The 24,641-nt window shown below is 70.0% G+C and carries 24 protein-coding genes; 3 read left to right on the forward strand and 21 right to left on the reverse strand.

Going from position 1 to position 24,641, the window contains the following annotated elements:
* Positions 1 to 7: 7 nt before the first annotated feature.
* The gene (locus tag AC3ETA_RS05810) at positions 8 to 445 is read right to left on the reverse strand and encodes a DUF948 domain-containing protein (RefSeq protein ID WP_432191719.1); all 438 of its coding nucleotides are present in this window, start codon (positions 443 to 445) and stop codon (positions 8 to 10) included.
* A 228-nt stretch (positions 446 to 673) separates the two neighbouring features.
* On the opposite strand from AC3ETA_RS05810, the gene AC3ETA_RS05815 reads away from it, so the two are divergent.
* Entirely contained in the window at positions 674 to 817 is a 144-nt protein-coding gene (locus AC3ETA_RS05815) for a hypothetical protein (protein ID WP_488187630.1), read from the forward strand.
* 432 nt (positions 818 to 1,249) lie between these two features.
* Here the strand turns inward: AC3ETA_RS05815 and rpsD are convergent, their stop codons facing one another.
* The 5 genes from rpsD to AC3ETA_RS05840 form a co-directional block, all read right to left on the reverse strand.
* The gene (rpsD, locus tag AC3ETA_RS05820) at positions 1,250 to 1,864 is read right to left on the reverse strand and encodes a 30S ribosomal protein S4 (protein WP_015661793.1); all 615 of its coding nucleotides are present in this window, start codon (positions 1,862 to 1,864) and stop codon (positions 1,250 to 1,252) included.
* Positions 1,865 to 2,145: 281 nt separating this feature from the next.
* Positions 2,146 to 3,501: a replication-associated recombination protein A gene (locus AC3ETA_RS05825; RefSeq protein WP_432191720.1), complete on the reverse strand. Its 1,356-nt coding sequence runs from the start codon at positions 3,499 to 3,501 to the stop codon at positions 2,146 to 2,148.
* A gap of 55 nt (positions 3,502 to 3,556) precedes the next feature.
* Entirely contained in the window at positions 3,557 to 4,213 is a 657-nt protein-coding gene (locus tag AC3ETA_RS05830; protein ID WP_432191721.1) for a vitamin K epoxide reductase family protein, read from the reverse strand.
* Positions 4,214 to 4,398: 185 nt separating this feature from the next.
* Positions 4,399 to 5,661: a histidine--tRNA ligase gene (gene hisS / locus AC3ETA_RS05835; protein ID WP_030945286.1), complete on the reverse strand. Its 1,263-nt coding sequence runs from the start codon at positions 5,659 to 5,661 to the stop codon at positions 4,399 to 4,401.
* Between the two features lie 11 nt (positions 5,662 to 5,672).
* Entirely contained in the window at positions 5,673 to 6,380 is a 708-nt protein-coding gene (locus AC3ETA_RS05840; protein WP_432191722.1) for an MBL fold metallo-hydrolase, read from the reverse strand.
* Between the two features lie 180 nt (positions 6,381 to 6,560).
* On the opposite strand from AC3ETA_RS05840, the gene AC3ETA_RS05845 reads away from it, so the two are divergent.
* Positions 6,561 to 7,382, forward strand: a complete 822-nt coding sequence (locus AC3ETA_RS05845; RefSeq protein ID WP_432191723.1) for a peptidylprolyl isomerase — start codon at positions 6,561 to 6,563, stop codon at positions 7,380 to 7,382.
* 135 nt (positions 7,383 to 7,517) lie between these two features.
* Positions 7,518 to 8,747, forward strand: a complete 1,230-nt coding sequence (locus AC3ETA_RS05850) for a DUF349 domain-containing protein (protein ID WP_432191724.1) — start codon at positions 7,518 to 7,520, stop codon at positions 8,745 to 8,747.
* Between the two features lie 80 nt (positions 8,748 to 8,827).
* On the opposite strand, the gene AC3ETA_RS05855 is transcribed toward AC3ETA_RS05850, so the two are convergent.
* The 15 genes from AC3ETA_RS05855 to pgsA all read right to left on the reverse strand — a co-directional run bounded on the left by AC3ETA_RS05855 (position 8,828) and on the right by pgsA (position 24,503).
* Complete coding sequence (locus AC3ETA_RS05855) at positions 8,828 to 11,353, reverse strand: RelA/SpoT family protein (RefSeq protein WP_432191725.1); 2,526 nt, start codon at positions 11,351 to 11,353, stop codon at positions 8,828 to 8,830.
* 396 nt (positions 11,354 to 11,749) lie between these two features.
* A complete protein-coding gene (locus tag AC3ETA_RS05860) occupies positions 11,750 to 12,289 on the reverse strand; it encodes an adenine phosphoribosyltransferase (protein ID WP_432191726.1) in 540 nt (179 codons plus the stop codon).
* A complete protein-coding gene (secF, locus tag AC3ETA_RS05865) occupies positions 12,286 to 13,410 on the reverse strand; it encodes a protein translocase subunit SecF (protein ID WP_432191727.1) in 1,125 nt (374 codons plus the stop codon). Before secF ends, AC3ETA_RS05860 begins: the two co-directional genes overlap by 4 nt.
* A 1-nt stretch (position 13,411) precedes the next feature.
* Entirely contained in the window at positions 13,412 to 15,157 is a 1,746-nt protein-coding gene (gene secD, locus AC3ETA_RS05870; protein ID WP_432191728.1) for a protein translocase subunit SecD, read from the reverse strand.
* Between the two features lie 132 nt (positions 15,158 to 15,289).
* Positions 15,290 to 15,793, reverse strand: coding sequence for a preprotein translocase subunit YajC (yajC, locus tag AC3ETA_RS05875; RefSeq protein ID WP_432191729.1), 504 nt, complete (start codon positions 15,791 to 15,793; stop codon positions 15,290 to 15,292).
* Between the two features lie 175 nt (positions 15,794 to 15,968).
* A complete protein-coding gene (gene ruvB / locus AC3ETA_RS05880; RefSeq protein ID WP_432191730.1) occupies positions 15,969 to 17,039 on the reverse strand; it encodes a Holliday junction branch migration DNA helicase RuvB in 1,071 nt (356 codons plus the stop codon).
* A 173-nt stretch (positions 17,040 to 17,212) separates the two neighbouring features.
* A complete protein-coding gene (ruvA, locus tag AC3ETA_RS05885; protein WP_432191731.1) occupies positions 17,213 to 17,818 on the reverse strand; it encodes a Holliday junction branch migration protein RuvA in 606 nt (201 codons plus the stop codon).
* Positions 17,815 to 18,357, reverse strand: a complete 543-nt coding sequence (gene ruvC / locus AC3ETA_RS05890; protein WP_432191732.1) for a crossover junction endodeoxyribonuclease RuvC — start codon at positions 18,355 to 18,357, stop codon at positions 17,815 to 17,817. Before ruvC ends, ruvA begins: the two co-directional genes overlap by 4 nt.
* Positions 18,358 to 18,496: 139 nt before the next feature.
* A complete protein-coding gene (locus tag AC3ETA_RS05895; RefSeq protein WP_432191733.1) occupies positions 18,497 to 19,249 on the reverse strand; it encodes a YebC/PmpR family DNA-binding transcriptional regulator in 753 nt (250 codons plus the stop codon).
* Positions 19,250 to 19,297: 48 nt separating this feature from the next.
* Positions 19,298 to 19,906 (reverse strand): pyridoxal 5'-phosphate synthase glutaminase subunit PdxT, encoded by a 609-nt coding sequence (pdxT, locus tag AC3ETA_RS05900; protein ID WP_432191734.1) that lies wholly within the window; start codon positions 19,904 to 19,906, stop codon positions 19,298 to 19,300.
* 13 nt (positions 19,907 to 19,919) lie between these two features.
* The gene (gene pdxS / locus AC3ETA_RS05905) at positions 19,920 to 20,825 is read right to left on the reverse strand and encodes a pyridoxal 5'-phosphate synthase lyase subunit PdxS (RefSeq protein ID WP_030945245.1); all 906 of its coding nucleotides are present in this window, start codon (positions 20,823 to 20,825) and stop codon (positions 19,920 to 19,922) included.
* A gap of 126 nt (positions 20,826 to 20,951) precedes the next feature.
* Complete coding sequence (locus AC3ETA_RS05910; protein ID WP_432191735.1) at positions 20,952 to 21,494, reverse strand: LemA family protein; 543 nt, start codon at positions 21,492 to 21,494, stop codon at positions 20,952 to 20,954.
* Positions 21,495 to 21,706: 212 nt separating this feature from the next.
* Complete coding sequence (locus AC3ETA_RS05915; RefSeq protein ID WP_432191736.1) at positions 21,707 to 22,882, reverse strand: glycosyltransferase family 4 protein; 1,176 nt, start codon at positions 22,880 to 22,882, stop codon at positions 21,707 to 21,709.
* Positions 22,879 to 23,811 (reverse strand): phosphatidylinositol mannoside acyltransferase, encoded by a 933-nt coding sequence (locus AC3ETA_RS05920; RefSeq protein WP_432191737.1) that lies wholly within the window; start codon positions 23,809 to 23,811, stop codon positions 22,879 to 22,881. Before AC3ETA_RS05920 ends, AC3ETA_RS05915 begins: the two co-directional genes overlap by 4 nt.
* Positions 23,808 to 24,503: a phosphatidylinositol phosphate synthase gene (gene pgsA, locus AC3ETA_RS05925; RefSeq protein WP_432191738.1), complete on the reverse strand. Its 696-nt coding sequence runs from the start codon at positions 24,501 to 24,503 to the stop codon at positions 23,808 to 23,810. The genes AC3ETA_RS05920 and pgsA overlap by 4 nt, the downstream gene beginning before the upstream one ends.
* Positions 24,504 to 24,641: the final 138 nt, after the last annotated feature.

Genomic DNA, 24,641 nt, shown 5'->3' on the forward strand with positions numbered 1-24,641 from the left:
TCAGTCCTTACTTCCGCTTGCGGCGTGCGGTGGGGACCGTCCGGCCCACGATCACGGTACGCCGGGGCGACTTCACGGGCACGTCCTCCTGCTTGCGGCCGCCGAGGGCCCGGCGGACGCCGTAGCCGAAGGCCGCGACCTTGACCAGGGGGCCGCCGAAGGTGGAGGCCACGGTGGTCGACAGGGCGGAGGCGTTCGACGTGACCTCCTGGACGTCCGAGGCGATCGCGTCGACCCGGTCGATCTGGGTCTGCGCGGAGCGCACCGCCGAGGAGGCGTCTGCCAGGAGCGGGACGGCCTGGTCGGTCACGTCCGCGACGAGTTTGGTGGTCGCCTTGAGCGTCTGGGCCAGCCTCGCCAGGGCGACGGCGAGGAAGGAGACCAGAATCGCCCAGAAGACGGCCACCAGGATCCCGGCAACCTCTCCACCGGACACTGTGTGCACCCGCTCCCTGAAACGTGCCTCTACATCGGTCAACATCGAAAAAGTCGTGCACCGAGCCTATCGCGCCGGAGGTGCCGCTCCGCACCGGATTACCGCCCGCGCGGGGCCGGGTCGCGAGAAGCGATTGTACGGAACGAACACACTTCAGTACGTTCCGTATTCCATGCGGGATCGACAGCGCCCCCCTCCCCCGGATCCGGCGATCTGCCCCTGGAACTCAGCACGTTCGTGGGCCGCTCGGCCGCGCTCACCCAACTGACCGAGGCCCTCGGCGCCGCACGGCTGGTGACGGTGACCGGCGCCTGCGGCGTCGGCAAGTCACGGCTGGCGGCGCGCGCGGCCGCGGGGTGCGCGCCCGGCGACGGCGTGTGACACGTGGAGCTGGAGCCGGTACGCGATCCGGAGTTCGTCGACTGCGCGGTCGTGGAGGCCCTGGGGCTGACGGACCACACGACGCGGCTGCCCCGCGAGGCGCTGCTGGACCGTCTCGACGGTCGTGAACTGCTGGTGATCCTGGACGGATTCGAGCATCTGCTGGACGCCTGTGCGGAGCCGGTGACGGATCTGCTGCGCCGGGTGCCGGGTCTGCGGGTGCTCGCGGTGGGCCCAGGCCGCTGGGCGTCACGGGCTAGCAGCTGCTTCCGCCGGCGCCGCTGGGCGAGGACGAGAGGCGCTGCCGGCGCCCCGGGAATCGGCCCGGTCGGCCGAGGCGGCCCCGGACATGCGGAAGCCCGCCGCCTCCCCCACCCGCAAGGGCGGGGAGACGACGGGCTCAGGCGCAGGTGTCCTACGGCCGCTGATGGATCAACGGGCGTAGTACTCGACGACGAGCTGCTCGTCGCAGATCACCGGGATCTCCTTGCGGTTCGGCTCACGGTCCAGGCGGAACGCCAGGGCCTTGAGGTTCACCTGGAGGTAGCGCGGGGTCTCGCCCTCGGGGGCGAAGCCGCCCTCGCGGGCGATCGAGAAGAGGGTCTTCTCGCGGCTGCGCTCGCGGACCATCACGACGTCGTCGGGACGGACGCGGAACGACGGCTTGTCGACCTTCTGGCCGTTGACCTCGATGTGGCCGTGAACGACCATCTGACGGGCCTGGTAGATGGTGCGGGCGATGCCCGAACGCAGGACCAGGGCGTCGAGACGACGCTCGAGCTCGATGATCAGGGCCTCACCGGTCTTGCCCTGAACCTTGGAGGCACGCTCGTAGGCGCGGACGAGCTGACGCTCGGACACGTCGTACTGCGCACGCAGACGCTGCTTCTCCAGCAGACGGACCTTGTAGTCCGAGTTCTGCTTGCGGCCACGGCCGTGCTCACCCGGCGGGTAGGGACGGGCCTCAAAGTACTTGACGGCCTTCGGGGTCAGCGCGATGCCGAGGGCACGCGACTTCTTGACCTTGGGGCGGGACTGGTTCGCCACAATCTCTCATTTCTCAGTGTTCGGCTTGTCAGGATGTTGACGGAGGTCGCATCCGCAGCCGGGGAAACCCTCCTCGTCCTGGTGGACGGGGTGGGCAGCCGCTCCCCTGGTCTGGGCACATATGTGCAGCACGCGAGTGGCCCACCTACCGTGACGGTGGTGGGCTGCCCGCGACACCATTCGAACGGTGCGCGACGCTCCTGGAACCCGCTGGGGGTTCCGGCTGACCGTCCCGTTCTGACTGCACGGGACACAGCACTCCGAGCGAGTCTACAGGGCCCTCAGGACCGCTTGCGACCGAGGTGCTGCCTGGTCCACTCGACCGCGTCCGCGTACCGCGCCTCGGCGCCGTGCCTGGTCGGCGTGTAGTACTCGCGGTCCTTGAGGGCGTCCGGGGCGTACTGCTGCTCGGCGATGCCCTCGGTCAGGTCGTGCGGATACACGTATCCCTGGGCGTGCCCGAGCTTGGCGGCGCCCTTGTAGTGCCCGTCGCGCAGGTGCGGGGGCACCGGTCCCGCCATTCCCTTGCGTACGTCGTCCATCGCGGCGCCGATCGCCGTCGTCGCGGAGTTGGACTTGGGGGCCAGCGCGAGGGCGATGGTGGCGTGGCTGAGGGTGAGGGCGGCCTCGGGGAAGCCGATCATGGCGACGGCCTGGGCGGCGGCGACCGCGATGGGCAGGGCGTTCGGGTCGGCGAGGCCGATGTCCTCGCTGGCGGAGATCATCAGGCGGCGGGCGATGAAGCGGGGGTCCTCGCCCGCCTCGATCATCCGGGCCAGGTAGTGCAGGGCCGCGTCGACGTCGGAGCCGCGGATGGACTTGATGAGGGCGCTGGCCACGTCGTAGTGCTGGTCGCCGTCGCGGTCGTACTTCACTGCGGCGCGGTCGACGGTCTGCTCCAGCGTCTGGAGGCTGATCTCGCTCTCGTCCTGGTCCAGAGCGGCTCCCGCGGCGGCCTCCAGGGCCGTCAGGGCTCGGCGGGCGTCGCCGCCGGCGATCCGCAGCAGGTGCTCCTCGGTGTCCCCGGGGAGACCGACGGAGTCCTTCAGGCCGCGCTCGTCGCTCAGTGCCCGGCGCAGCAGCCCCCTGACGTCGTCGTCGGTGAGGGGTTCGAGGGTGAGCAGGAGGGAGCGGGACAGCAGGGGGGAGATGACCGAGAAGTACGGGTTCTCGGTGGTCGCCGCGATCAGGGTCACCCAGCGGTTCTCCACGGCCGGGAGGAGGGAGTCCTGCTGGGCCTTGCTGAAGCGGTGGATCTCGTCGAGGAAGAGCACGGTCTCCTTGCCGTAGCCGCCGGTGGCGCGGCGGGCGCCGTCGATGACCGCGCGGACCTCCTTGACACCCGCGGTGATCGCGGAGAGCTCGACGAAGCGCTTGTTGGTGGCCTTGGAGACGACGTAGGCAAGGGTGGTCTTGCCGGTGCCGGGCGGGCCCCAGAGGATCACCGAGGAAGGCCCGGCGGGGCCGCCGCCGGACTCGCCCACGAGTCGGCGCAGCGGCGAACCCGGTTTCAGCAGGTGCTGCTGGCCCACCACCTCGTCCAGGGTGCGCGGGCGCATGCGCACGGCCAGAGGAGAGCCGGCTGGGTCCTTCTCCTGGCGTTCTTCGGCGGCGGCGGTGAACAGGTCGGGCTCCACCCTGGAAACCCTAAATCACCGCACTGACAATCCCGCCCGGCCCCCGGGGAGGGGCTCAGCTGGTCCAGAAGTCCCACCAGCGGGTCAGGATCAGCATGCCGATGATACCGATGTGCAGTACGGGCATGACCCAGGTGAACTCGCCGAAGAAGCTCTTGAGCCAGTTCGGTGCGGGCAGGAAGCCGTTGCGGACGTTGAACGAGGTCACGTACCAGAACATGATGATCGTCGCGACCCAGGCCAGCGAGCACCACAGGCACAGCGCGTTGATGTTGTACAGCGACTGGTACATCAGCCAGGCGCAGAAGACCACGCCGAAGAGGGTGCCGGCGTTGAAGGTGAGCCAGTACCAGCGCGGGAAGCGGGCGCGGCCCAGCAGGCTCATGCCGACGCAGATGACGATGCCGTAGGCGACGAGGCCGAGCATCGGGTTGGGGAACCCGAAGGCGGCGGCCTGCTTGCTCTCCATGACGCTGCCGCAGGAGACGACGGGGTTCAGGCTGCACCCGGGGGTGAAGGTCTTGCCCTCGACCTTGGCCTCGAGCAGCTTGAACTTGTCGATCGTGATGACCCACGCGGCAAGCAGTCCCGCCGCGCCGGTGATCACCAGCATCAGGGCGAGGGCGCGGCTGCCGCCCACCGCCCGTGGTGCCGCCTGAGCAGGCTCCGACTCGGGCTCGGTGGAGACGTCTTTGACTGTCGTCTTGCTCATCACGCCGATTCCGTCACTTGAGACTTGGAGTTTCTCCGGACACGGCACATTGTGCCGTACACGCAGGCGTGCCCACCGTTTGCTGCGTATAAGGAAATACGCGGGGGCCGGTAAAGGCACTCAGTTCAAGACACGGACAGAGCGGACGGGGCGGGGACCGTCCGGTCCCCGCCCCGTGAGCGGAATCAGCCCAATCGGGCTTCCAGCTCGGCCACGATCTCGTTGACGCCGATCGCCGACTGCTCGCCGGACTCCATGTCCTTGAGCTGGACGACGCCCTCGGCGAGGTCGCGTTCGCCGGCCACGATCGTGTAGCGGGCGCCGCTGCGGTTGGCGTTCTTCATGGCACCCTTGAGGCCCTTGGCGCCGTAGGAGAAGTCGGCCGCGATGCCGACCTTGCGCAGCTCGGTGACCTTGGCGAACAGGACCCTGCGGGCCTCCTCGCCGAGGGGCACCGCGAACACGCTGGTGGCCGACGGGAGTTCGAGCTCCACGCCTTCCGCCTCCAGCGCCAGGACCGTACGGTCGACGCCGAGGGCCCAGCCGACGGACGGCAGCGCGGGGCCGCCGATCATCTCCGACAGCCCGTCGTAGCGGCCGCCGCCGCCCACCGCGGACTGCGAGCCCAGACCGTCGTGGACGAACTCGAAGGTCGTGCGCGTGTAGTAGTCCAGGCCGCGCACCAGCTTCGGGTCGTCCTCGTAGGAGACGCCCGCCGCGGTGATCAGCTCGCGGACCTCCTCGTGGTACGCCTTGCAGGCGTCGCACAGGTAGTCGCGCAGCAGCGGGGCGCCGGTGAGCTGCTGCTGCACCGACTCGCGCTTGTCGTCGAGGACGCGCAGCGGGTTGATGTCGATACGGCGCCGGGTGTCCTCGTCCAGGTCGAGGCCGCGCAGGAAGTCCTGGAGGGCGGCGCGGTACACCGGGCGGCACTCCTTGTCGCCCAGGCTGTTCAGCAGGATCCGGAAGTCGCTCAGGCCGAGCGAGCGGTAGGCCTGGTCGGCCAGGATGATCAGCTCGGCGTCGAGCGCCGGGTCCTCCGCGCCGATCGCCTCGGCGCCGACCTGGGAGAAGTGCCTGTAGCGGCCCTTCTGGGGGCGCTCGTAGCGGTAGTAGGAGCCGGAGTACCAGAGCTTGACCGGGAGGTTGCCGGCCTTGTGCAGGTTGGCCTCCAGCGCCGCGCGCAGGACCGAGGCCGTGCCCTCGGGGCGCAGGGCGAGCCTGTCGCCGCCCTTGGTCTCGAAGGCGTACATCTCCTTGGTCACGATGTCGGTGGACTCGCCGACGCCGCGCGCGAACAGTTCGACGCTCTCGAAGCCGGGCGTCTCGATGTAGCCGTAGCCGGAGTTGCGCAGGGGCGCGGCGATCGCCTCACGGACCGCCAGGTACTTGGCGCTCTCCGGCGGGATCAGGTCGTACGTGCCCTTGGGGGCCTTGAAGGTGCTCACGGAAGGTCTCGTCACATTCCTCGTCGGGGAGCTTCCTGGGCTCCCGGGCCGGCGGCCACCTGCCGCAGATACGGGTTGGTGGCGCGCTCCCGGCCGATGGTCGTCTGGGGGCCGTGGCCGGACAGCACCACGGTCGAGTCGTCGAGCGGCAGGCACACGCGTGCCAGCGAGTCGAGGATCTCGGCCATGTCGCCGCCGGGCAGGTCGGTGCGTCCGATGGAGCCGGCGAACAGCAGGTCGCCCGAGAACAGGATCGGCGGGATGTCCGCCGCCTCGGGCATGCCGAAGGTCACCGACCCCTTGGTATGGCCCGGCGCGTGCGCGACCGTGAGCTCCAGGCCGGCCAGCTCCAGCCTGGCGCCGTCGGACAGCTCCTTGACGTCGTCCGGCTCCCCGATGGTCAGTTCGCCCATGAGCTGCATGCCGATGGAACGGCCGAGCGCCTTCTCGGGGTCGCTCATCATGTACCGGTCCTCGGGGTGGATCCAGGCCGGCACGTCGTGCGCGCCGCACACGGGGACGACCGAGGCGACGTGGTCGAGGTGGCCGTGGGTGAGGACGACGGCGACGGGCTTGAGCCGATGCTTCTTCAGTGCTTCCTCGACTCCGGGGGCCGCTTCGTGGCCCGGGTCGATGATCACGCACTCCTCACCGGCGGCGGGGGCGACGAGATAACAGTTCGTCCCCCAGGCCCCGGCGGGGAACCCGGCAATGAGCACGATCGTCCTTCGTTTGTGTCGACACGTGTGGTTTGTCGGCGGACTCCGCCTGACGTCAGAGCCTACCGGCGCTGCCGATTCCTCAGCGAACCCATATACGGTACGGGGCACACGCAGGCAGTCGGCTCAATGAACACACGCGTACCGGTCGACACTTACGACGCATGAGGAGAGAACCCCGTGGTCAGCCAGGAACAGCGGCGGCGTCAGCTCGCCCGGGAGAAGTTCTTGCGGCAGCAGCAGCGGCGCACGTCCGCCCGACGCAAGGCGCGCATGCGCAACTCGGTGATCGCGTCGGTGCTCGGAGTGGTCGTCATCGGCAGCCTCGCGCTGTACACGACGGGCGTCCTCAAGGGGGACGACGGCAAGGAGAACGCGGGCGCGGAGGTCACACCGAGCGCGAGCCCCACCAGCAAGGCCCCGGACCCGTGCGAGAAGCCCGCCGAGGGCAAGGTCAAAACGGCGACCTGGAAGAAGGAGCCGGAGCTGACCGTCGACAAGTCGGCGAAGTACACCATGAAGCTCGCGACGACCTGCGGTGACATAGACATCGACCTGAGGGCGTCGGCGGCACCGCACACGGTGAACTCTTTCGCGTTCCTGGCCGGCAAGAACTACTTCGACCACTCCAAGTGCCACCGGCTCACCACCAACGGCATCTACGTGCTCCAGTGCGGCGACCCGACGGGCGTCGGCACGGGCGGTCCCGGCTACACCATTCCGGACGAGAACCTGAAGGACAAAAGCCTCAAGGACAACATCTACCCGGCGGGCACGGTGGCCATGGCGAACACCGGCCAGAAGCACACCGGCGGCAGCCAGTTCTTCCTCGTGTACCAGGACAGTCAGCTTCCGCCCAGCTACACACCGTTCGGTACCGTTTCCGAATCCGGCATGAAGGTACTCAAGAAGATTGCCGACGCGGGTGAGAGCACCGGCCAGGGCGACGGCGCACCGAACGCGACGGTCGTGATCAACAAGGCGACGGTCACCAAATCCTGACCGCCAACTGCGAAATTTCGGTCGCGCGGGATGCGGACAGGCAACCCGCCGGTCGCCTATGTTGGCCGTGACGAAACTGTGGACGATGCCCGGGGGAACAGAAGCCCCTCGCAGGCATCATGTGGAGGAGGCGCTGTGAGCAGCGACCCGTGGGGCCGCGTCGACGAGACGGGGACCGTGTACGTGCGTACGGCCGACGGCGAGCAGGTTGTCGGTTCTTGGCAGGCAGGCACTCCTGAAGAGGCGCTGGCCTATTTCGAGCGCAAGTACGAGGGCCTGGTTGTCGAGATCGGCCTCCTCGAGAAGCGAGTGAAGACCACCGACCTGTCGGCGAAGGACGCCCAGACCGCGATCGACCACATCCGTGAGCAGGTCGACGCCCATCACGTGGTCGGTGACCTGGCCGCCCTGCGGACCCGCCTGGACAAGCTGGTCGAGACGGTCGACAAGCGGCGCGAGGAGCGCAAGCAGCAGCGGGCCAAGCAGTCCGACGAGGCGCGCCACGCCAAGGAGGCGCTGGTCGTCGAGGCCGAGGGGCTGGCGCAGTCCGACCAGTGGCGGGCCGCCGGTGAGCGCCTGCGGGCCCTGGTGGACACCTGGAAGGGTCTGCCGCGCCTTGACCGCAAGTCCGACGACGAGCTGTGGCACCGCTTCTCGCACGCCCGCTCGGCGTTCTCCAAGCGCCGCAAGGCGCACTTCGCGCAGCTGGACGCGCAGCGCGAGGAGGCCCGCAAGACCAAGGAGCGGCTGGTCTCCGAGGCCGAGGCGCTGTCCGGTTCGACGGACTGGGGTCCCACGGCCGCGCGCTACCGCGAGCTGATGTCGGAGTGGAAGGCCGCAGGGCGTGCTCAGCGCGAGCACGAGGACGACCTGTGGAACCGCTTCCGCGGTGCCCAGGACATCTTCTTCGCGGCCCGCAGCTCGGTCTTCGCGGAGCGCGACGCCGAGCAGGCGGAGAACCTGAAGCTGAAGGAGGAGCTGGCCGGCGAGGCCGAGAAGCTCCTGCCGATCGGCGACCTGAAGGGCGCGCGTGCCGCCTTCCGCTCGATCAACGAGCGCTGGGAGGCCATCGGCCACGTGCCGCGGGACGCCCGGCCGAAGGTCGAAGGCCGGATGCACGCCGTCGAGCGGGCCCTCCAGGACGCCGAGGAGTCCGAGTGGCGCCGGACCAACCCGGAGGCACGCGCGCGTGCCGAGGGGCTGACCGGCCAGCTCCAGGCCGCCGTGGACAAGCTGAAGGGCCAGATCGAGCAGGCACGCGCCCAGGGCAACAACGCGAAGGCCGACAAGCTGGAGCGTGAGCTGGAGGGCCGTCAGGCCCTGCTGGACCAGGCCCTGAAGGGTCTCCAGGAGTTCGGCGGCTGACGGCAGCCGACACCGGTACGACGTGAAGGGCCCCGTACGTGACGTACGGGGCCCTTCACGTGTCTGGTCCCACGGCGGGGCTACGACCGGCTGCGCGCCGACGTCACGCGGTACACGTCGTACACGCCCTCCACTCCCCTGACCGCCTTCAGGACGTGGCCGAGGTGCTTCGGGTCGCCCATCTCGAAGGTGAAGCGGGAGGTGGCGACGCGGTCCCGGGAGGTCTGGACGGCCGCGGAGAGGATGTTGACATGCTGGTCGGAGAGCACACGGGTGACGTCCGACAGGAGCCGGGAGCGGTCCAGGGCCTCGACCTGGATGGCGACCAGGAAGACCGAGGACTGCGTCGGCGCCCACTCGACCTCGAGGATGCGCTCGGGCTCGCGGGACAGTGACTCCACGTTGACGCAGTCGCTGCGGTGAACCGATACACCACTACCACGCGTGACGAAGCCGATGATGGGGTCACCGGGCACGGGCGTACAGCAGCGGGCCAGCTTGACCCACACGTCCTCGACGCCCTTGACGATGACACCGGGGTCGGCGCTGGAGCGGCGCTTGCGGCTGCGGCTGCGGGTCGGTGGGACCGACTCGTCGATCTCCTCCGTGGCCGCTTCCTCGCCGCCGAGCGCCTGGACCAGCTTCTGCACGATGTTCTGTGCGGAGACATGGCCCTCGCCGATCGCCGCGTAGAGCGCGGAGATGTCGGCGTAGCGCATCTCATGGGCGAGCGTGACGAGCGAGTCACCGGTCAGGATGCGCTGGATCGGCAGGTTCTGCTTGCGCATCGCGCGGACGATGGCGTCCTTGCCCTGCTCGATGGCCTCGTCGCGGCGCTCCTTGGAGAACCAGGCACGGATCTTGTTGCGGGCGCGCGGCGACTTCACGAAGCCGAGCCAGTCGCGGGAGGGGCCCGCGCCGGGCGCCTTGGAGGTGAAGACCTCTACGAGGTCGCCGTTGTCCAGGGTGGATTCGAGCGGCACGAGCCGGCCGTTGACCCGTGCTCCTATCGTGCGGTGGCCGACCTCGGTGTGGACGGCGTACGCGAAGTCGACCGGGGTGGCCCCGGCCGGGAGCGCTATGACGTCGCCCTTGGGGGTGAAGACGAAGACCTCGTTGCGGGACAGGTCGAAGCGCAGGGACTCCAGGAACTCGCCCGGGTCCTCGGTCTCCTTCTGCCAGTCGAGCAGCTGGCGCAGCCACGCCATGTCGTTGAGGTGGTCGTCCTTGCCCTTGCCGGACGTCCTCGGTGCGTCGGTGCGGATCTTGGAGGCGCCGGCGACGGCCTCCTGCTTGTACTTCCAGTGCGCCGCGATGCCGTACTCGGCGCGGCGGTGCATGTCGAACGTGCGGATCTGGAGTTCGACCGGCTTGCCGTTGGGGCCGATGACCGTCGTGTGCAGCGACTGGTACATGTTGAACTTGGGCATCGCGATGTAGTCCTTGAACCGGCCGGGGACCGGGTTCCATCGCGCGTGCACGGTGCCGAGGGCGGCGTAGCAGTCGCGGACCGTGTCGACGAGGACGCGGATGCCCACCAGGTCGTAGATCTCCGCGAAGTCGCGGCCGCGGACGATCATCTTCTGGTAGACGCTGTAGTAGTGCTTCGGGCGGCCGGTGACGGTCGCCTTGATGCGGGCCGCGCGCAGGTCCTGCTGGACCTCGTCGGTCACTATGGCCAGATACTCGTCACGCTTCGGTGCCCGCTCGGCCACCAGCCGTACGATCTCGTCGTACATCTTGGGGTAGAGGATCGCGAAGGCGAGGTCCTCCAGCTCCCACTTGATGGTGTTCATGCCGAGGCGGTGGGCGAGGGGCGCGTAGATCTCCAGCGTCTCGCGCGCCTTCTTCTCCTGCTTCTCGCGCTTGAGGTAACGCATGGTGCGCATGTTGTGCAGGCGGTCGGCGAGCTTGATGACCAGGACGCGGGGGTCCTTGGCCATGGCGACGACCATCTTGCGCACGGTCTCGGCCTGCGCGGCCTCGCCGAACTTGACCTTGTCCAGCTTGGTGACGCCGTCGACGAGCAGGGCGACGGAGTCGCCGAAGTCCCGGCGGAGCTGGTCGAGGCCGTACTCGGTGTCCTCGACGGTGTCGTGCAGCAGGCCCGCCATCAGGGTGGCCGGATCCATACCCAGCTCGGCGAGGATGGTGGTGACCGCCAGCGGGTGCGTGATGTAGGGGTCGCCGCTCTTGCGCTTCTGGCCGCGGTGCCAGCGTTCGGCGACCTGGTACGCCTTCTCGATCTGGCGGAGCGTGGCGGTCTCGATCTTCGGGTCGTTGCTGCGGACTATGCGCAGCAGCGGCTCCAGCACCGGGTTGTACGGGTTGGAGCGCTGGACGCCGAGGCGGGCGAGACGGGCCCGGACGCGGTTGGAGGAGCCGGAGCGGGCGGGCTGGCCGGTGTTCGGGCGCACCGCCGGAGTCGACGCGGCGGGCTTGGGACGGGGCGGCTCGGCCGGCTTGTCGACCGGCGCGGACTGGGCATGCTCGACCGTCCCGCGCGAGTCGTTCTTCGCGTGCGGCGCGTTCGGCGCGGGCTTGGCCGCCGGTGCCGAGGCGGACTCGGGCTTGGCGGCGGTCAGGTGCTGGGCCTCGTCTGGCAAGAGGACTCCTCGTGCGCGATCCGGGTCCCCCGGTCAGGCTCCGGAGACCCCATGGTAGCGATCCTGGGCCGCAGGATCGCCTTCAGGCCGATGTGAGGGCCGTCTACCCGAGCAACACAAGGGGCTGCCGTCGGATTCCGCTGCGCCTTCCGGCCCGTGTCCTGGGGGTGGCGTGTGCGTTGCCTGGGGCTGACGTGGGGTTTGCGTTCGCCGGCACATCGGACCCGTTCCAGGCTCGCTGCGCTTGTTTTGAGCCATGGGGTGCGGGGGTGACCGAGCAGGCGGGCGCGCGCCGTGGCGCCTGGGAGCGTATGGCGTTCTCTCCCCGGATACGCGTATGCCGCGCGCCCTCGGCTTCGGGCGCGCGGCATACGTGCGGTGGAGCAGGGTGGTTACTCAGACCGTGAGGAGCGACTCCAGCGGGGCTCCGGACAGGGCCGGCTCCAGGCGGGCACGGCCGCCGAGGAAGCCCAGCTCCATCAGGACGGCAAGGCCCGCCACGTCGGCGCCGGCCCGGCGGATCAGCCGGATCGAGGCCTCGGCGGTGCCGCCCGTCGCCAGGACGTCGTCGATGACGAGGACGCGGTCGCCCGCGGTCAGGTCCTCGGCGTGCACCTCGATCTCCGCGGAGCCGTACTCCAGGTCGTACGCCTGGCTGAGGGTGGCCCCGGGGAGCTTGCCGGCCTTGCGCACGGGGATGAAGCCGACGCCCGCGCGGACGGCGACCGGCGCTCCGAGGATGAAGCCGCGGGCCTCCAGGCCGACGATCTTCGTGGCGCCGGTGTTCCCGACGATCTCCGCCAGCGCGTCGGTGAGCGCCGTGAACGCCGCCGGGTCCGCCAGGAGCGGGGTGATGTCCTTGAACATCACGCCCGGCTCCGGGTAGTCCGCCACATCACGGATGCGGCTGAGCAGGAGCTCCTGGATGCCGGTCATCGGCGCTTCCCCGAGGGACGGCCGCGGCCCCGGTTACGGGCCGCGGGCTGGTTGCGGGGGCCGACGACCGCGGGGGCGGCGTCCTCCGGCTCGTCGTCGTGGTACTCGTCGGTGGCCGGGGGCTGCGGGGCCTCGCCCTGTACGGCACCCTGGGCACGCTTGGCCAGCACGCGCTTCCTCAGGGCCTTCATCTGCGGCTCGCGCTCCTTGAAGTCGGCGACGAGCGGTGTGGCGATGAAGATCGAGGAGTACGCACCGGCGGCGAGACCGACAAACAGCGACAGCGAGATGTCGTTGAGCATGCCGGCGCCGAGGAAGCCGCCACCGATGAACAGCAGGCCCGCCACCGGCAGCAGCGCGACCACCGTGGTGTTGATCGAGCGGACCAGGGTGCTGTTGATCGAGCGGTTGGCGACGTCGCTGTACGTCCAGCGGGTCTGCTTGGTGATGTCCTTCGTCTGCTCCTTGAGGCTGTCGAAGACGACGACCGTGTCGTAGAGCGAGTAACCGAGGATCGTCAGCAGACCGATCACGGTGCCCGGCGTGACCTCGAAGCCGACGAGCGCGTAGATGCCGACGGTGATGGTGATGTCGTGGATCAGCGCGACGAACGCGGCGAGCGCCATGCGCCATTCGAAGGCGATCGCCAGATAGATCACCACGAGGACCAGGAAGATCCCGAGACCCTGCCAGGCCTTGTTGGCGATCTGCTCACCCCAGCTGGGTCCGACCAGCTCGCCGGTGACGTCGTTCTCGTTGACGCCCAGCTTCTCGGCCAGCTCGGCCGAGACCTTGTCGGCCTGGTTGGTGTCGATGCCCGAGACCTGGATGCGCAGCTTGGCGTCGTCGCCGCTGCCGAGCTTCTGGACGATCGCGTCGTGGCCGGAGGCCTCTTCCGCGTACTCCTGCGCCTGCGCGACCGAGACGCTGGTCTTCGGGGTGTTGAAGACGGCTCCGCCCTGGAACTCGATGCCCATGTTCAGGCCGCGCACCGCCAGGCCGACGATGGCCGTGATGGTGATCAGAATGGAGAGGCCGTACCAGATCTTGCGGTTGCCGACGAAGTCGTAGCCGACCTCGCCACGGTGCAGTCGGGCGCCGAGGTTGCCGAGCTTCGACATCTCACGCCTCCTTCGGGTCGACAGAGCCCGCGGCAGGGCTGGCGGGACGGCGGGTGCGGCGCAGCGGCGGCTTGGCGCCCAGTCGCTTGGGATCGAGACCGGACCACGGGTGGCCGTTCGCGAAGAACTTGGTGCGGGCCAGGATCGTCAGCAGCGGCTTGGTGAACAGGAACACGACGACCACGTCGAGCAGGGTGGTCAGGCCGAGCGTGAACGCGAAGCCCTGGACCTTGCCGACGGTGACGATGAAGAGCACCGCGGCGGCGAGGAAGGACACGAAGTCGGAGACCAGGATGGTGCGCCGGGCACGCGGCCAGGCACGCTCGACCGCGGGGCGCAGCGAGCGGCCCTCGCGGATCTCGTCCCGGACGCGTTCGAAGTACACGATGAACGAGTCCGCTGTGATGCCGATGGCGACGATGGCTCCACAGACGGCCGGCAGGTTCAGCGCGAAGCCGATGGCCGGGCCGAGCAGCGCCATGATCGTGTAGGTCAGGGCAGCGGAGACCAGCAGCGACAGCAGGGCGATCAGCGACAGGCCGCGGTAGTAGACCAGCAGGTAGATCACGACCAGGCCGAGGCCGATCGCACCGGCGATCAGACCGGCGCGCAGCTGCTCACCGCCGAGCGCGGCGGTCACCGTGGTGACGCTGTCCTCCTGGAAGGTCAGCGGCAGGGCGCCGTACGACAGCATGTTGGCGAGGCTCTGGGCCGACTCCTGGTTGAAGTTGCCGGAGATCTCGGCGCTGCCGCCCGTCAGTGCCTGGCTGACGTAGGGGTCGGAGACGACCTCGCCGTCCAGGACGATCGCGAACTGGTTCTGCGGGGACTGGTTCTTGGCCAGCTTGCCGGTGATGGCGGCGAACTTCTTGCTGCCACCGTTCGTGAAGTCCATGGTCACGGTCCAGCCGGCGCCGGTCTGCGTGTTCAGGACGGCCTGGGCCTCGTCGACGTCCGTGCCGTCGACCTCGGCGGGGCCGAGGATGTACTTCTGCCACTGGCCGGACGAGTTCTGGCCGCAGGCGACGGTGTAGTCGCTGGGCTTGGAGCCGTCACCGGCCGTGGCGCGGGCCGACTTCTTCGTGCAGTCGAGCGCGGCGTACTGCGCTTCGAGCTTGCTGGACGCCGCGTCGCCGGTGGGGGTGCCGCTCGCGGACGGGGTGGTGCTCGGGGACGGCGTGGAGTCGGCCTTCAGGGCGTCGGTGACCGCGCGGCCCTGGGTGGTGGAGCTCGCCGACGGCGTGCCGGAGGGGGTCGACTTGTCGGTCGCCTTGTCGCCGGAGGCGCCCGAGGGGCTGGAGGAGGCGCTCGGCGAGGGGGTCGGCGTCGCGGCGGCGCCGGCGACCTCGGTGGCGATCACCGGACGGAAGTAGAGCTTGGCGGTGGTGCCGACCTGGTCCCGGGCTTCCTTGGAGTTGGTGCCCTTGGGGATGTTGACGATGATGTTGCGATCGCCCTGGGTCTGTACCTCGGCCTCCGAGACACCCAGACCATTGACACGGCGCTCCATGATGTCGACCGCGGTGTCCATGTTGGTCTTGTTGATCGCGGATTCCTGGCCGGGCTCGGCGACCGCGCGAAGCGTGATGCTCGTGCCGCCTGCCAGGTCGATACCGAGTCGCGGAGTGGTGTGCCCCGAGGCGAACATCCCTCCGGTGAGCGCCGCGATGGCGATCAGGATGAGGGCCAGCGAGCGCCCTGGCTTGCTCTGGGCGCTCGCGCTCCGGCCCTTCTTAGGTGCTGCCACCTTCTCGTACTCCCTCTCGGGCCGCCTCACTCCGGATCGACGGACTGGCGGCCATCACATGGTGTCGGGATCCCGTGCGAAGTCGGCATGCCCGGGGGCGCGCAGGCATGGCCCGCGCGCCCCGGAACATGGCTACTTCGCGTCGGAGTCGCCGCCGTCGGTCTTCTTCGGCTCGTCGTCGGCCTTGGCCTCGGCGGCGACGGAGGCGTCGGAGGGCTCCACCGCCTCGTCGTTCTCGTCCTTCTTACCGAGGTCGACGGACTTCTCGTCGGAGGCGGCGGCAGCGGCGGGCTCGTCGGACTCGGTGAGGGAGGAGGCGTCGTCCGGGACGACGTCGGACTTCAGGTCGTGCTCGATGCCGTGCACGATGCGGTTGTACTCGTCGTCCGTCAGGACGGCACCGATCGCGTTCTTGGCGAAGAGAAGCTCCACGCCCGGGCCGGCGTCGAGGAGGACGGTGTCGTCGCTGACCTCCTTGACGGTGGCGTACATGCCTCCGATGGTGCGGACACCGGATCCGGGCTGCATCTGGTTCCGCATGTCGGCGGCCTGCTGCTGCTTCTTCTTCGCAGACCGGGTCATCAGGAACATGGCCCCGATGAGCACGATGAACGGGAGGAGGGTCACGAGACTCACGGGTCGGAACTTCCTTCACACGACCGCGATGGTGAGCGGCCTGATGGTTGGGGGATTGTCTGCCGCCGACAAAGGCGGCATCGGCGGAGTCTAAGCGAGTCTCCGCGCATGGAACAACGCTCAGCATGGCACCGGGGTTCCTACTCCGGCCACCAAGCTCGCCGTCACCGTCCCATCACGCCCCGAACAGGTCCTGTTGTCCGTTTCCCGCAGCTGACGAGCGCGGCGGGGTCAGGCCGAGGTGCGCCCACGCGGCAGGCGTCGCGACGCGTCCGCGCGGGGTCCGGGCGAGCAGTCCCTCCCGTACGAGGAAGGGTTCGGCGACCTCCTCCACGGTCTCACGCTCCTCCCCCACCGCGACAGCGAGCGTGGACAGGCCGACGGGTCCGCCGCCGAACAGCTTGAGCAGGGCCTCCAGGACACCACGGTCCAGTCGGTCGAGGCCGCGGGCGTCGACCTCGTACACGGCGAGAGCGGCCCCGGCGATGTCCCGGGTGATGATCCCGTCCGCCTTGACCTGGGCATAGTCGCGCACGCGGCGCAGCAGGCGGTTGGCGATACGGGGGGTGCCGCGGGAGCGGCCGGCGATCTCGGCGGCGCCGTCGGCCTCGATCTCGACGTCGAGGAGGTTCGCCGAACGGTGGATGACGCGCTCCAGCTCGGCGGGCTCGTAGAACTCCATGTGCGCGGTGAAGCCGAAGCGGTCACGCAGCGGCGGCGGCAGCAGACCGGCCCGGGTGGTGGCCCCGACCAGGGTGAACGGGGGCAGCTCCAGCGGGATGGCGGTGGCGCCGGGCCCCTTGCCGACGATCACGTCGACGCGGAAGTCCTCCATCGCCATGTACAGCATCTCCTCGGCGGGCCGGGACATGCGGTGGATCTCGTCGAGGAAGAGGACCTCGCCCTCCTGGAGGGAGGACAGGATCGCGGCGAGGTCGCCGGCGTGCTGGATGGCGGGGCCGCTGGTGATGCGGATGGGGGCGTCCATCTCGGCCGCGATGATCATCGAGAGGGTGGTCTTGCCCAGGCCGGGGGCGCCGGAGAGCAGCACGTGGTCGGCGGTGGCGCCACGCGCGCGTGCGGCGCGCAGGACCAGGTCCAGCTGTTCGCGGACCTTCTCCTGGCCGATGAACTCGCCCAGGTCCTTCGGGCGCAGCGCGGCCTCGACGGCCTGGTCCTCACGGTCGGCGGACGAACCGACGAGCCGCTCGGCGGCGGGGGTGTCGGTGGTGTCGTCCCAGTTCACTGCGGTTCTCCTAGCGATGGAAGCGCCGGACGGTGGGGGCGGCCGGGGGTCCGGAGGTCGGCCCCGGAAGACACAGCAAGGAGTGTGCCTCTGGGTCGCGGTCGGACGGGTCGGGCGAGGGGCGGGGGCGTCCCCGGGAGCGGCGTTTCGGACCGTCCCGGGGCGCCACCGGGTCAGCGCGCTCTGTTCAGGGTCTGAAGGGCGGCCTTCAGCAGCTGCCCCACCTGGGGCGTGCCCTCGGCGGCCTCGGCCTGCGGCGTGACGGCGGTCACCGCCTCGTCGGCCTCGCGGGTCGCGTACCCCAGGCCGATCAGGGCCGCGTGCAACTGGTCGCGCCAGCCCTGGCTGACCGGGGCACCGACGGCGGGCGCGCCGATGGGCTCGCCGAGGCGGTCCTTCAGCTCCAGGAGCAGCTTCTGGGCGCCCTTCTTGCCGATGCCGGGGACGGCGGTGAGCGACTTCTCGTCGCCGGTGGCCACCGCTCTGCGCAGGGCGTCGGGCGGGTGCACGGCCAGCATGGCCTGGGCCAGACGCGGGCCGACGCCGCTCGCGGTCTGGAGCAGCTCGAAGGTCTGACGCTCGTCGTCGTCGGCGAAGCCGTACAGGGTGAGTGAGTCCTCTCGGACGACGAGGGAGGTGGCCAGCTTGGTCTGCTGGCCCATCCGCAGGCCCGAGAGCGTGTTCGGCGTGCACTGGACGGCGATGCCGATCCCGCCGACCTCCACCACCGCGGAGTCGGGGGCGAGCGCGGCGACCGGGCCGCTGACGAACGCGATCATGCGAGACGGCCTTTCGAGGGAGCCTTGGCGGAGTGCAGGGCGACGGCCTGCTGGAGTCGGTTCTGCGCGGGGGCCCGCCAGATGTGACAGATGGCGAGTGCGAGGGCGTCGGCGGCGTCGGCCGGCTTGGGTGGGGCGCCGAGCCGCAGCAGGCGGGTGACCATGGCACCGACCTGTGCCTTGTCGGCGCGGCCCGAGCCGGTGACGGCGGCCTTGACCTCGCTGGGGGTGTGCAGCGCGACGGGGATGCCGCGGCGGGCGGCGCAGAGCATGGCGACGGCACTGGCCTGGGCGGTGCCCATCACGGTGCGGACGTTGTGCTGGCTGAACACCCGCTCCACGGCGACGAATTCGGGCTGGTGCTCGTCCAGCCACATCTCGATGCCCTGCTCGACGACGACGAGGCGGTGGCCCAACTCGGCATCCGCGGGCGTCCGTACGACACCGACGCCGAGCATGGTGAGCGGGCGTCCGGCGACACCTTCGACCACACCGACACCGCATCGTGTCAGTCCCGGGTCCACCCCCAGTACGCGCACCCCGCGCCCCCTCCTTCGATCGCCTGTTTGTGCAGGCTATCCGGTGCCACCGACAACGCCGGGCAGCAACTCCCGACAGAGCGACGGGCCGACGGGGCATCCCCGTCGGCCCGTTGAGCCGGTGCAGCTCGCGACAGCGTTACGCGTCGACCTTCTCCATGATCTCGTCGCTGACGTCGAAGTTGGCGAAGACGTTCTGCACGTCGTCGCTGTCCTCGAGCGCGTCGATCAGCCTGAAGATCTTCTTGGCGCCCTCCTCGTCCAGCTCGACCTGGACGGACGGCACGAAGCTGGAGTCCGCGGAGTCGTAGTCGATACCGGCCTCCTGGAGGGCGGTGCGGACCGCGACCAGGTCGGTGGCCTCGCTGAGCACCTCGAAGGACTCACCGAGGTCGTTGACCTCCTCGGCGCCCGCTTCGAGGACCGCGGTGAGGACGTCGTCCTCGGTCAGCTCGCCCTTGGGGACGATGATGACGCCCTTGCGGCTGAACATGTACGACACCGAGCCGGGGTCGGCCATGTTGCCGCCGTTGCGGGTCATGGCGACGCGGACGTCGGAGGCGGCACGGTTGCGGTTGTCGGTGAGGCACTCGATGAGCACCGCGACGCCGTTCGGGCCGTAGCCCTCGTACATGATCGTCTCGTAGTCGGCGCCACCGGCTTCGAGACCGCCGCCGCGCTTGATCGCGGAGTCGATGTTCTTGTTCGGAACCGACTGCTTCTTGGCCTTCTGAACGGCGTCGTAAAGCGTCGGGTTTCCCTCGAGGTCGACGCCGCCCATACGCGCCGCGACCTCGATGTTCTTGATCAGCTTCGCGAAGAGCTTGCCGCGCTTGGCGTCGATCACGGCCTTCTTGTGCTTCGTCGTGGCCCATTTAGAGTGGCCGGACATCTGCCTGTCTCCTTCGCGTAACCCATCTATGAACGAACCCCAGAGATCCTACAAGGACTCCGCTGTCCGGTTCGCGCGCACCATGTCGGCGAACAGACCGTGCACGCGGTGGTCGCCGGTCAGTTCCGGGTGGAACGACGTGGCCAGCGCGTTGCCCTGGCGGACCGCGACGATGTGGCCGTCGTGCTCGGCGAGCACCTCCGCCTCGGCGCCGACGGACTCGACCCAGGGGGCGCGGATGAAGACGCCCTCCACAGGATCGCCCGCGATGCCCTTCACGTCGAGTGCGGCTTCGAAGGACTCGTTCTGGCGGCCGAAGGCGTTGCGGCGCACGATCATGTCGATGCCGCCGATCGTCTCCTGACCCGAGCGCGGGTCGAGGATCTTGTCGGCGAGCATGATCATGCCCGCGCAGGTGCCGTAGACGGGGAGACCGGCACGCACGCGTGCGCGCAGCGGGTCCAGCACGCCGAACAGGACGGCCAGCTTGGAGATGGTCGTGGACTCGCCGCCGGGGATGACGAGACCGTCGATCTCGGCGAGTTCCTCGGGGCGCCGCACCGGCCTGGCCACGGCGTCGACCGCGGCCAGGGCGATGAGGTGCTCCCGTACGTCGCCCTGGAGGGCCAGGACGCCTATGACGGGCGTGTTGCTCATGGGACGCAGCGCCTTACCAGCCGCGGTTGGCGTAGCGCTCGGTCTCGGGGAGGGTGTCGCAGTTGATGCCGACCATGGCCTCGCCGAGGTTGCGGGACGCGTCCGCGATGATCTTCGGGTCGTCGTAGAAGGTCGTGGCCTTCACGATGGCGGCGGCGCGCTTGGCCGGGTCGCCGGACTTGAAGATGCCGGAACCGACGAAAACGCCCTCGGCGCCGAGCTGGCGCATCAGCGCGGCGTCGGCCGGCGTGGCGACACCACCGGCGGAGAACAGCACGACCGGCAGCTTGCCGAGCTCGGCGACCTCCTTGACGAGCTCGTAGGGGGCGCGCAGCTCCTTGGCGGCGGCGTACAGCTCGTGGTTGTCGAAGCCGCGCAGCTTGGCGATCTCGTTCTTGATCTGGCGCAGGTGGCGGACGGCCTCGACGACGTTGCCGGTGCCGGCCTCGCCCTTGGAGCGGATCATGGCCGCGCCCTCGGCGATGCGGCGCAGGGCCTCACCGAGGTTGGTGGCGCCGCAGACGAAGGGGGTCGTGAAGGACCACTTGTCGGAGTGGTTGACCTCGTCGGCCGGGGTGAGGACCTCGGACTCGTCGATGTAGTCGACGCCGAGGGACTGCAGGACCTGGGCCTCGACGAAGTGGCCGATGCGGGACTTGGCCATGACCGGGATCGAGACGGCCTCGATGATGCCTTCGATCATGTCCGGGTCGGACATCCGGGCCACGCCGCCGTCCTTGCGGATGTCGGCCGGGACCCGCTCCAGGGCCATCACGGCGACGGCGCCCGCGTCCTCGGCGATCTTCGCCTGCTCCGGCGTGACGACGTCCATGATCACGCCACCCTTGAGCTGCTCGGCCATGCCGCGCTTCACACGGGCGGTGCCGATCTCGGGGGTCTGGTTTTCGGAGTTGGACACGGGTGACCTCACACGGTGAAAGAGGGTTACTGCAAGCACTGAGGAAACGGGAACGGACCAGGCCACAGCAAGGGCCAATGACAAGCCGGTGGATCGTTTTGCCGGCCCTCGCGGTGTAACCGCCGGTCAGGCGGCCCGCTCGACGAGTGCCGTCGGGGGCTCGTCGTCCATCTCGAACGCCATCGGGAACGGCGCGTGTCCGGCCAGCCGGAACCATCGGACCTTGCGGTGCCGGCGCAGCGCCCTGGCCGCCCGTACGGCGTCGTTGTGGAACCGCCGGGCCATCGGTACCCGGCGCACCGCCTCGGTCAGCTCACGCGCCGCTTCCTCACCCCCGGGCGCCTCCCGTACGGCCTCCACCTGCTGGGGTTCGGCGAACACGGCCCGCAGCGCCTGGGTCAGCTCGCTCTCGGCGACCTCCCGCTGTTCCTCCTCGGCCTGCCGGGCGCCGTGCGCGGCCTCGTACAGGACGATCGACGCGGCCGGGTCGAGCACGCCGGAGGTGGCCAGTTCCTGGGCCACCGAGGCGCGGCGCAACAGCTGCGCGTCGAGCGCGGCACGCGCCGCGTCGATCCTGGCGTGCAGGCGGTCGAGGCGCCCCGCGGTCCAGCTCAGGTAGAGGCCGATCGCCACGAGGGCGACGAGGATCCAGATGAGAGTTGCCGTCACGGGCGGAAAGCCTACGGGGGTGTCCCGCCGGGCGAACCGCTCGGCCCGCCCGTGCTCTTGACCGCCGGCTCACCCGGCGCCTCGGCGGTCGGTCCCACGCCGGCCCCAGCGGGGCCGCGGCGCCGCTGGGTCCCGCCTCGGCCGCAGTCGGGCCGCGTCTCAGTCCCGCCTCGGCCCGGTCCCGCCTCGGCCCGTGCGGGCCGCGGCACCGCTCAGTCCCGCGCCAGCCCCAGCCGGGACCGCAGCCCGCTGGCGCCGCCCGAGGGGCGGTCGTCCGCCGCCACCGCCGCCGCGCCCGCGGTCACCGTCTCGTACACGGACAGGATGTCCGCGCCGACCGTCGACCAGTCGAACCGGCGGACGTGCGCGCTGCCCCGCTCCTGGAGCTCGGCCCGGCGGACCGGGTCCTCCAGGAGGCGCACGGCGGCCTCGGCGAGGGCGTCCGCGTCCTCGTTGGCGAAGAGTTCGCCGGCCGCGCCCTGGTCCAGGACCTGGGCGAAGGCGTCGAGGTCGCTGGCGAGGACCGGGGCGCCGGCCGACAGCGCCTCGACCAGGATGATCCCGAAGCTCTCGCCGCCGGTGTTGGGGGCGACGTACAGGTCGACGCTGCGCAGGAAGCGGGCCTTGTCCTCGTCGCTGACCATGCCGAGGAACTCGACGCGGGAGCGCAGCTCGGCGGGCAGGGACTCCACCGCCTCCTTCTCGTCGCCCCGGCCGGCCACCAGGAGCCTGGTCTGCGGGCGGGCGGCGAGGATCTTCGGCAGGGCCCGCATCAGGACCGGCAGGCCCTTGCGGGGCTCGTCGATACGGCCGATGAAGCCGATCGTGTCGCCCTGCCAGTCGGGGTTGGGCTCCGCCTTGGCGAAGAAGTCGACGTCGACGCCGTTGGGGATGACGACCGCGTCGCCGCCGAGGTGTTCCACCAGGGTGCGGCGGGCGTACTCGCTGACCGCGATCCGGGCGCTGATCTTCTCCAGGGCCGCCTGGAGGATGGCGTACGCGGCGATCATGGCGCGGGAGCGCGGGTTGGAGGTGTGGAAGGTCGCCACGATCGGGCCTTGCGCGGCCCAGCAGGTCAGCAGGCCGAGGGACGGTGATGTCGGCTCGTGGATGTGGATGACGTCGAAACGGCCGTCGTGCAGCCAGCGGCGCACCCGGGCGGCCGAGAGGAACCCGAAGTTCAGGCGCGCGACCGAGCCGTTGTACGGCACCGGGACGGCGCGACCCGCGGAGACGACGTAGGGCGGGAGCGGGGTGTCGTCGTCGGCGGGGGCGAGGACGGACACCTCGTGGCCGAGCCGGATGAAGTACTCGGCGAGGTCGCGGATGTGGAACTGGACGCCACCGGGGACGTCCCAGGAGTAGGGGCAGACGATGCCGATCCTCACGGACGTTCCCCGTCCCGGGCGCCGGCGGCCGATGGCCGTGGTTCCAGGTCGTCGAGCCACAAGCGCTGAAGCATGTGCCAGTCCTCCGGATGTTCCGCGATCCCCGAGGCGAAGGCATCGGCCAGCGCCTGTGTCATGACAGACGTCTTCTCGGCCCGGGTACCTGACTGAGGTACCTCGATCGGGGGATGCACCCGGCCCTGCATGACGGGCGAGTCGTCGTACCAGAGCGTCACGGGGAGCAGCAGCGCCCCGGTCTGCTGGGCGAGCAGCGCGGGACCGGCCGGCATCCGGGCCGTGGCGCCGAAGAAGTCCACCTCGACGCCGGAGGCGGACAGGTCGCGGTCGGAGACCAGGCAGACCAGGCCGCCGTCGCGCAGCCTGCGGGCCAGCGTGCCGAAGGCGGTGCCGCCGCTGTGCGGCAGAACCTCCATGCCGAGGCCCTCGCGGTAGGCGACGAAGCGGTCGTAGAGCGTCTCGGGCTTGAGGCGCTCGGCGACCGTCGTGAACGGGGTCTCCAGTCTGGTGGTCACCCAGGCGCCGGCGAGGTCCCAGTTGCCCAGGTGCGGCAGGGCGAGGATGACGCCCTGGTCGGAGGCCAGGCCGTCGGTGAGGTAGTGGACGTCCTTGGGGTCGAAGCCGTTCTTTATGCGCTCGGGGCTCCAGGCGGGCAGCCGGAAGGACTCCATCCAGTAGCGCAGGTACGAGCGCATGCCCGCGCGCGAGAGTTCCGCCAGGCGCTCCGGGCTCGCGTCGGGCACCACGCGCGCGTAGTTGCTCTCCAGCCGCTCGACGCCCTTGCCCCGCTGCTTCCAGGCGAGGTCGGCGATGGTGCGGCCGAGCCGTACGGCGACCGGCTCGGGGAGCTTCTTGACGGTGCCCCAGCCGAGTCCGTACAGCGCGTCCGTGAGCCGGTCCCGGGCACTCACTTGGCGGCCTCGCTCCCGTGGGAGGCGTTCTGCGACTTCTCCGGCGCGGCCGCGGCGGCCTCGGCCTCCGCCTCGGCGGACTCGCGGCGGACCGTGACGACGCGCTGGATCAGCGTCACCAGGCTACCGACGGCGACGATCCACAGGGCGACGGGCAGCAGGTACTGGATGCCGGGCACGCCGAACTTGTGCAGGCCCGCGAAACCGGCCGCGACCAGCGAGATCACCAGCCGCTCGGCACGCTCGACCAGGCCGTTGACGGCGACCGGCAGACCGATCGACTCGCCGCGCGCCTTGGTGTACGACACCACCTGGCCGCTGGCGAGGCAGAAGATCGAGACGGCGCACAGCACGAGGTCGTCGCCCCCGCCGGCGTACCAGAGGATGAAGCCGCCGAAGATCGCGGCGTCGGCGACCCGGTCGAGCGTGGAGTCGAGGAAGGCGCCCCAGCGGCTGGAGCGGCCGAGCTGCCGGGCCATGTTGCCGTCGACGAGGTCGGAGAACACGAAGAGCGTGATCACGACCGTGCCCCAGAAGAACTCGCCCATGGGGTAGAAGACCAGCGCGCCGGCGACCACACCGGCCGTGCCGATGAGCGTCACGGTGTCGGGGCTGACGCCCCGCCGGATCAGAAACGCGGCGAACGGTGTGAGGACACGCGTGAAGAATGCACGCGCGTACTTGTTCAGCATGGCCTTCCCGAGGGTCGGTGTGGCGCCGGGCGGCCCCTGCTGGCCACCGGCTGGCCCATCGTAGCCACGCGCGCGTGCGTGCGACCGCCGGGCACTCGTACAGGCGGCCGGCGGCACCGGTCCACCGGTTCCGGACGG

It is taken from the genome of Streptomyces sp. bgisy027, from assembly GCF_057710365.1.

Coding starts and splice junctions, on each gene's coding strand:
- AC3ETA_RS05895 (WP_432191733.1), bottom strand. CDS start 19,249: ATGTCCGGCCACTCTAAATGGGCCACGACGAAGCACAAGAAGGCCGTG.
- AC3ETA_RS05830 (WP_432191721.1), bottom strand. CDS start 4,213: ATGAGCAAGACGACAGTCAAAGACGTCTCCACCGAGCCCGAGTCGGAG.
- AC3ETA_RS05860 (WP_432191726.1), bottom strand. CDS start 12,289: ATGACCGGCATCCAGGAGCTCCTGCTCAGCCGCATCCGTGATGTGGCG.
- secF (WP_432191727.1), bottom strand. CDS start 13,410: ATGTCGAAGCTCGGCAACCTCGGCGCCCGACTGCACCGTGGCGAGGTC.
- ruvA (WP_432191731.1), bottom strand. CDS start 17,818: ATGATCGCGTTCGTCAGCGGCCCGGTCGCCGCGCTCGCCCCCGACTCC.
- pdxT (WP_432191734.1), bottom strand. CDS start 19,906: ATGAGCAACACGCCCGTCATAGGCGTCCTGGCCCTCCAGGGCGACGTA.
- pgsA (WP_432191738.1), bottom strand. CDS start 24,503: ATGCTGAACAAGTACGCGCGTGCATTCTTCACGCGTGTCCTCACACCG.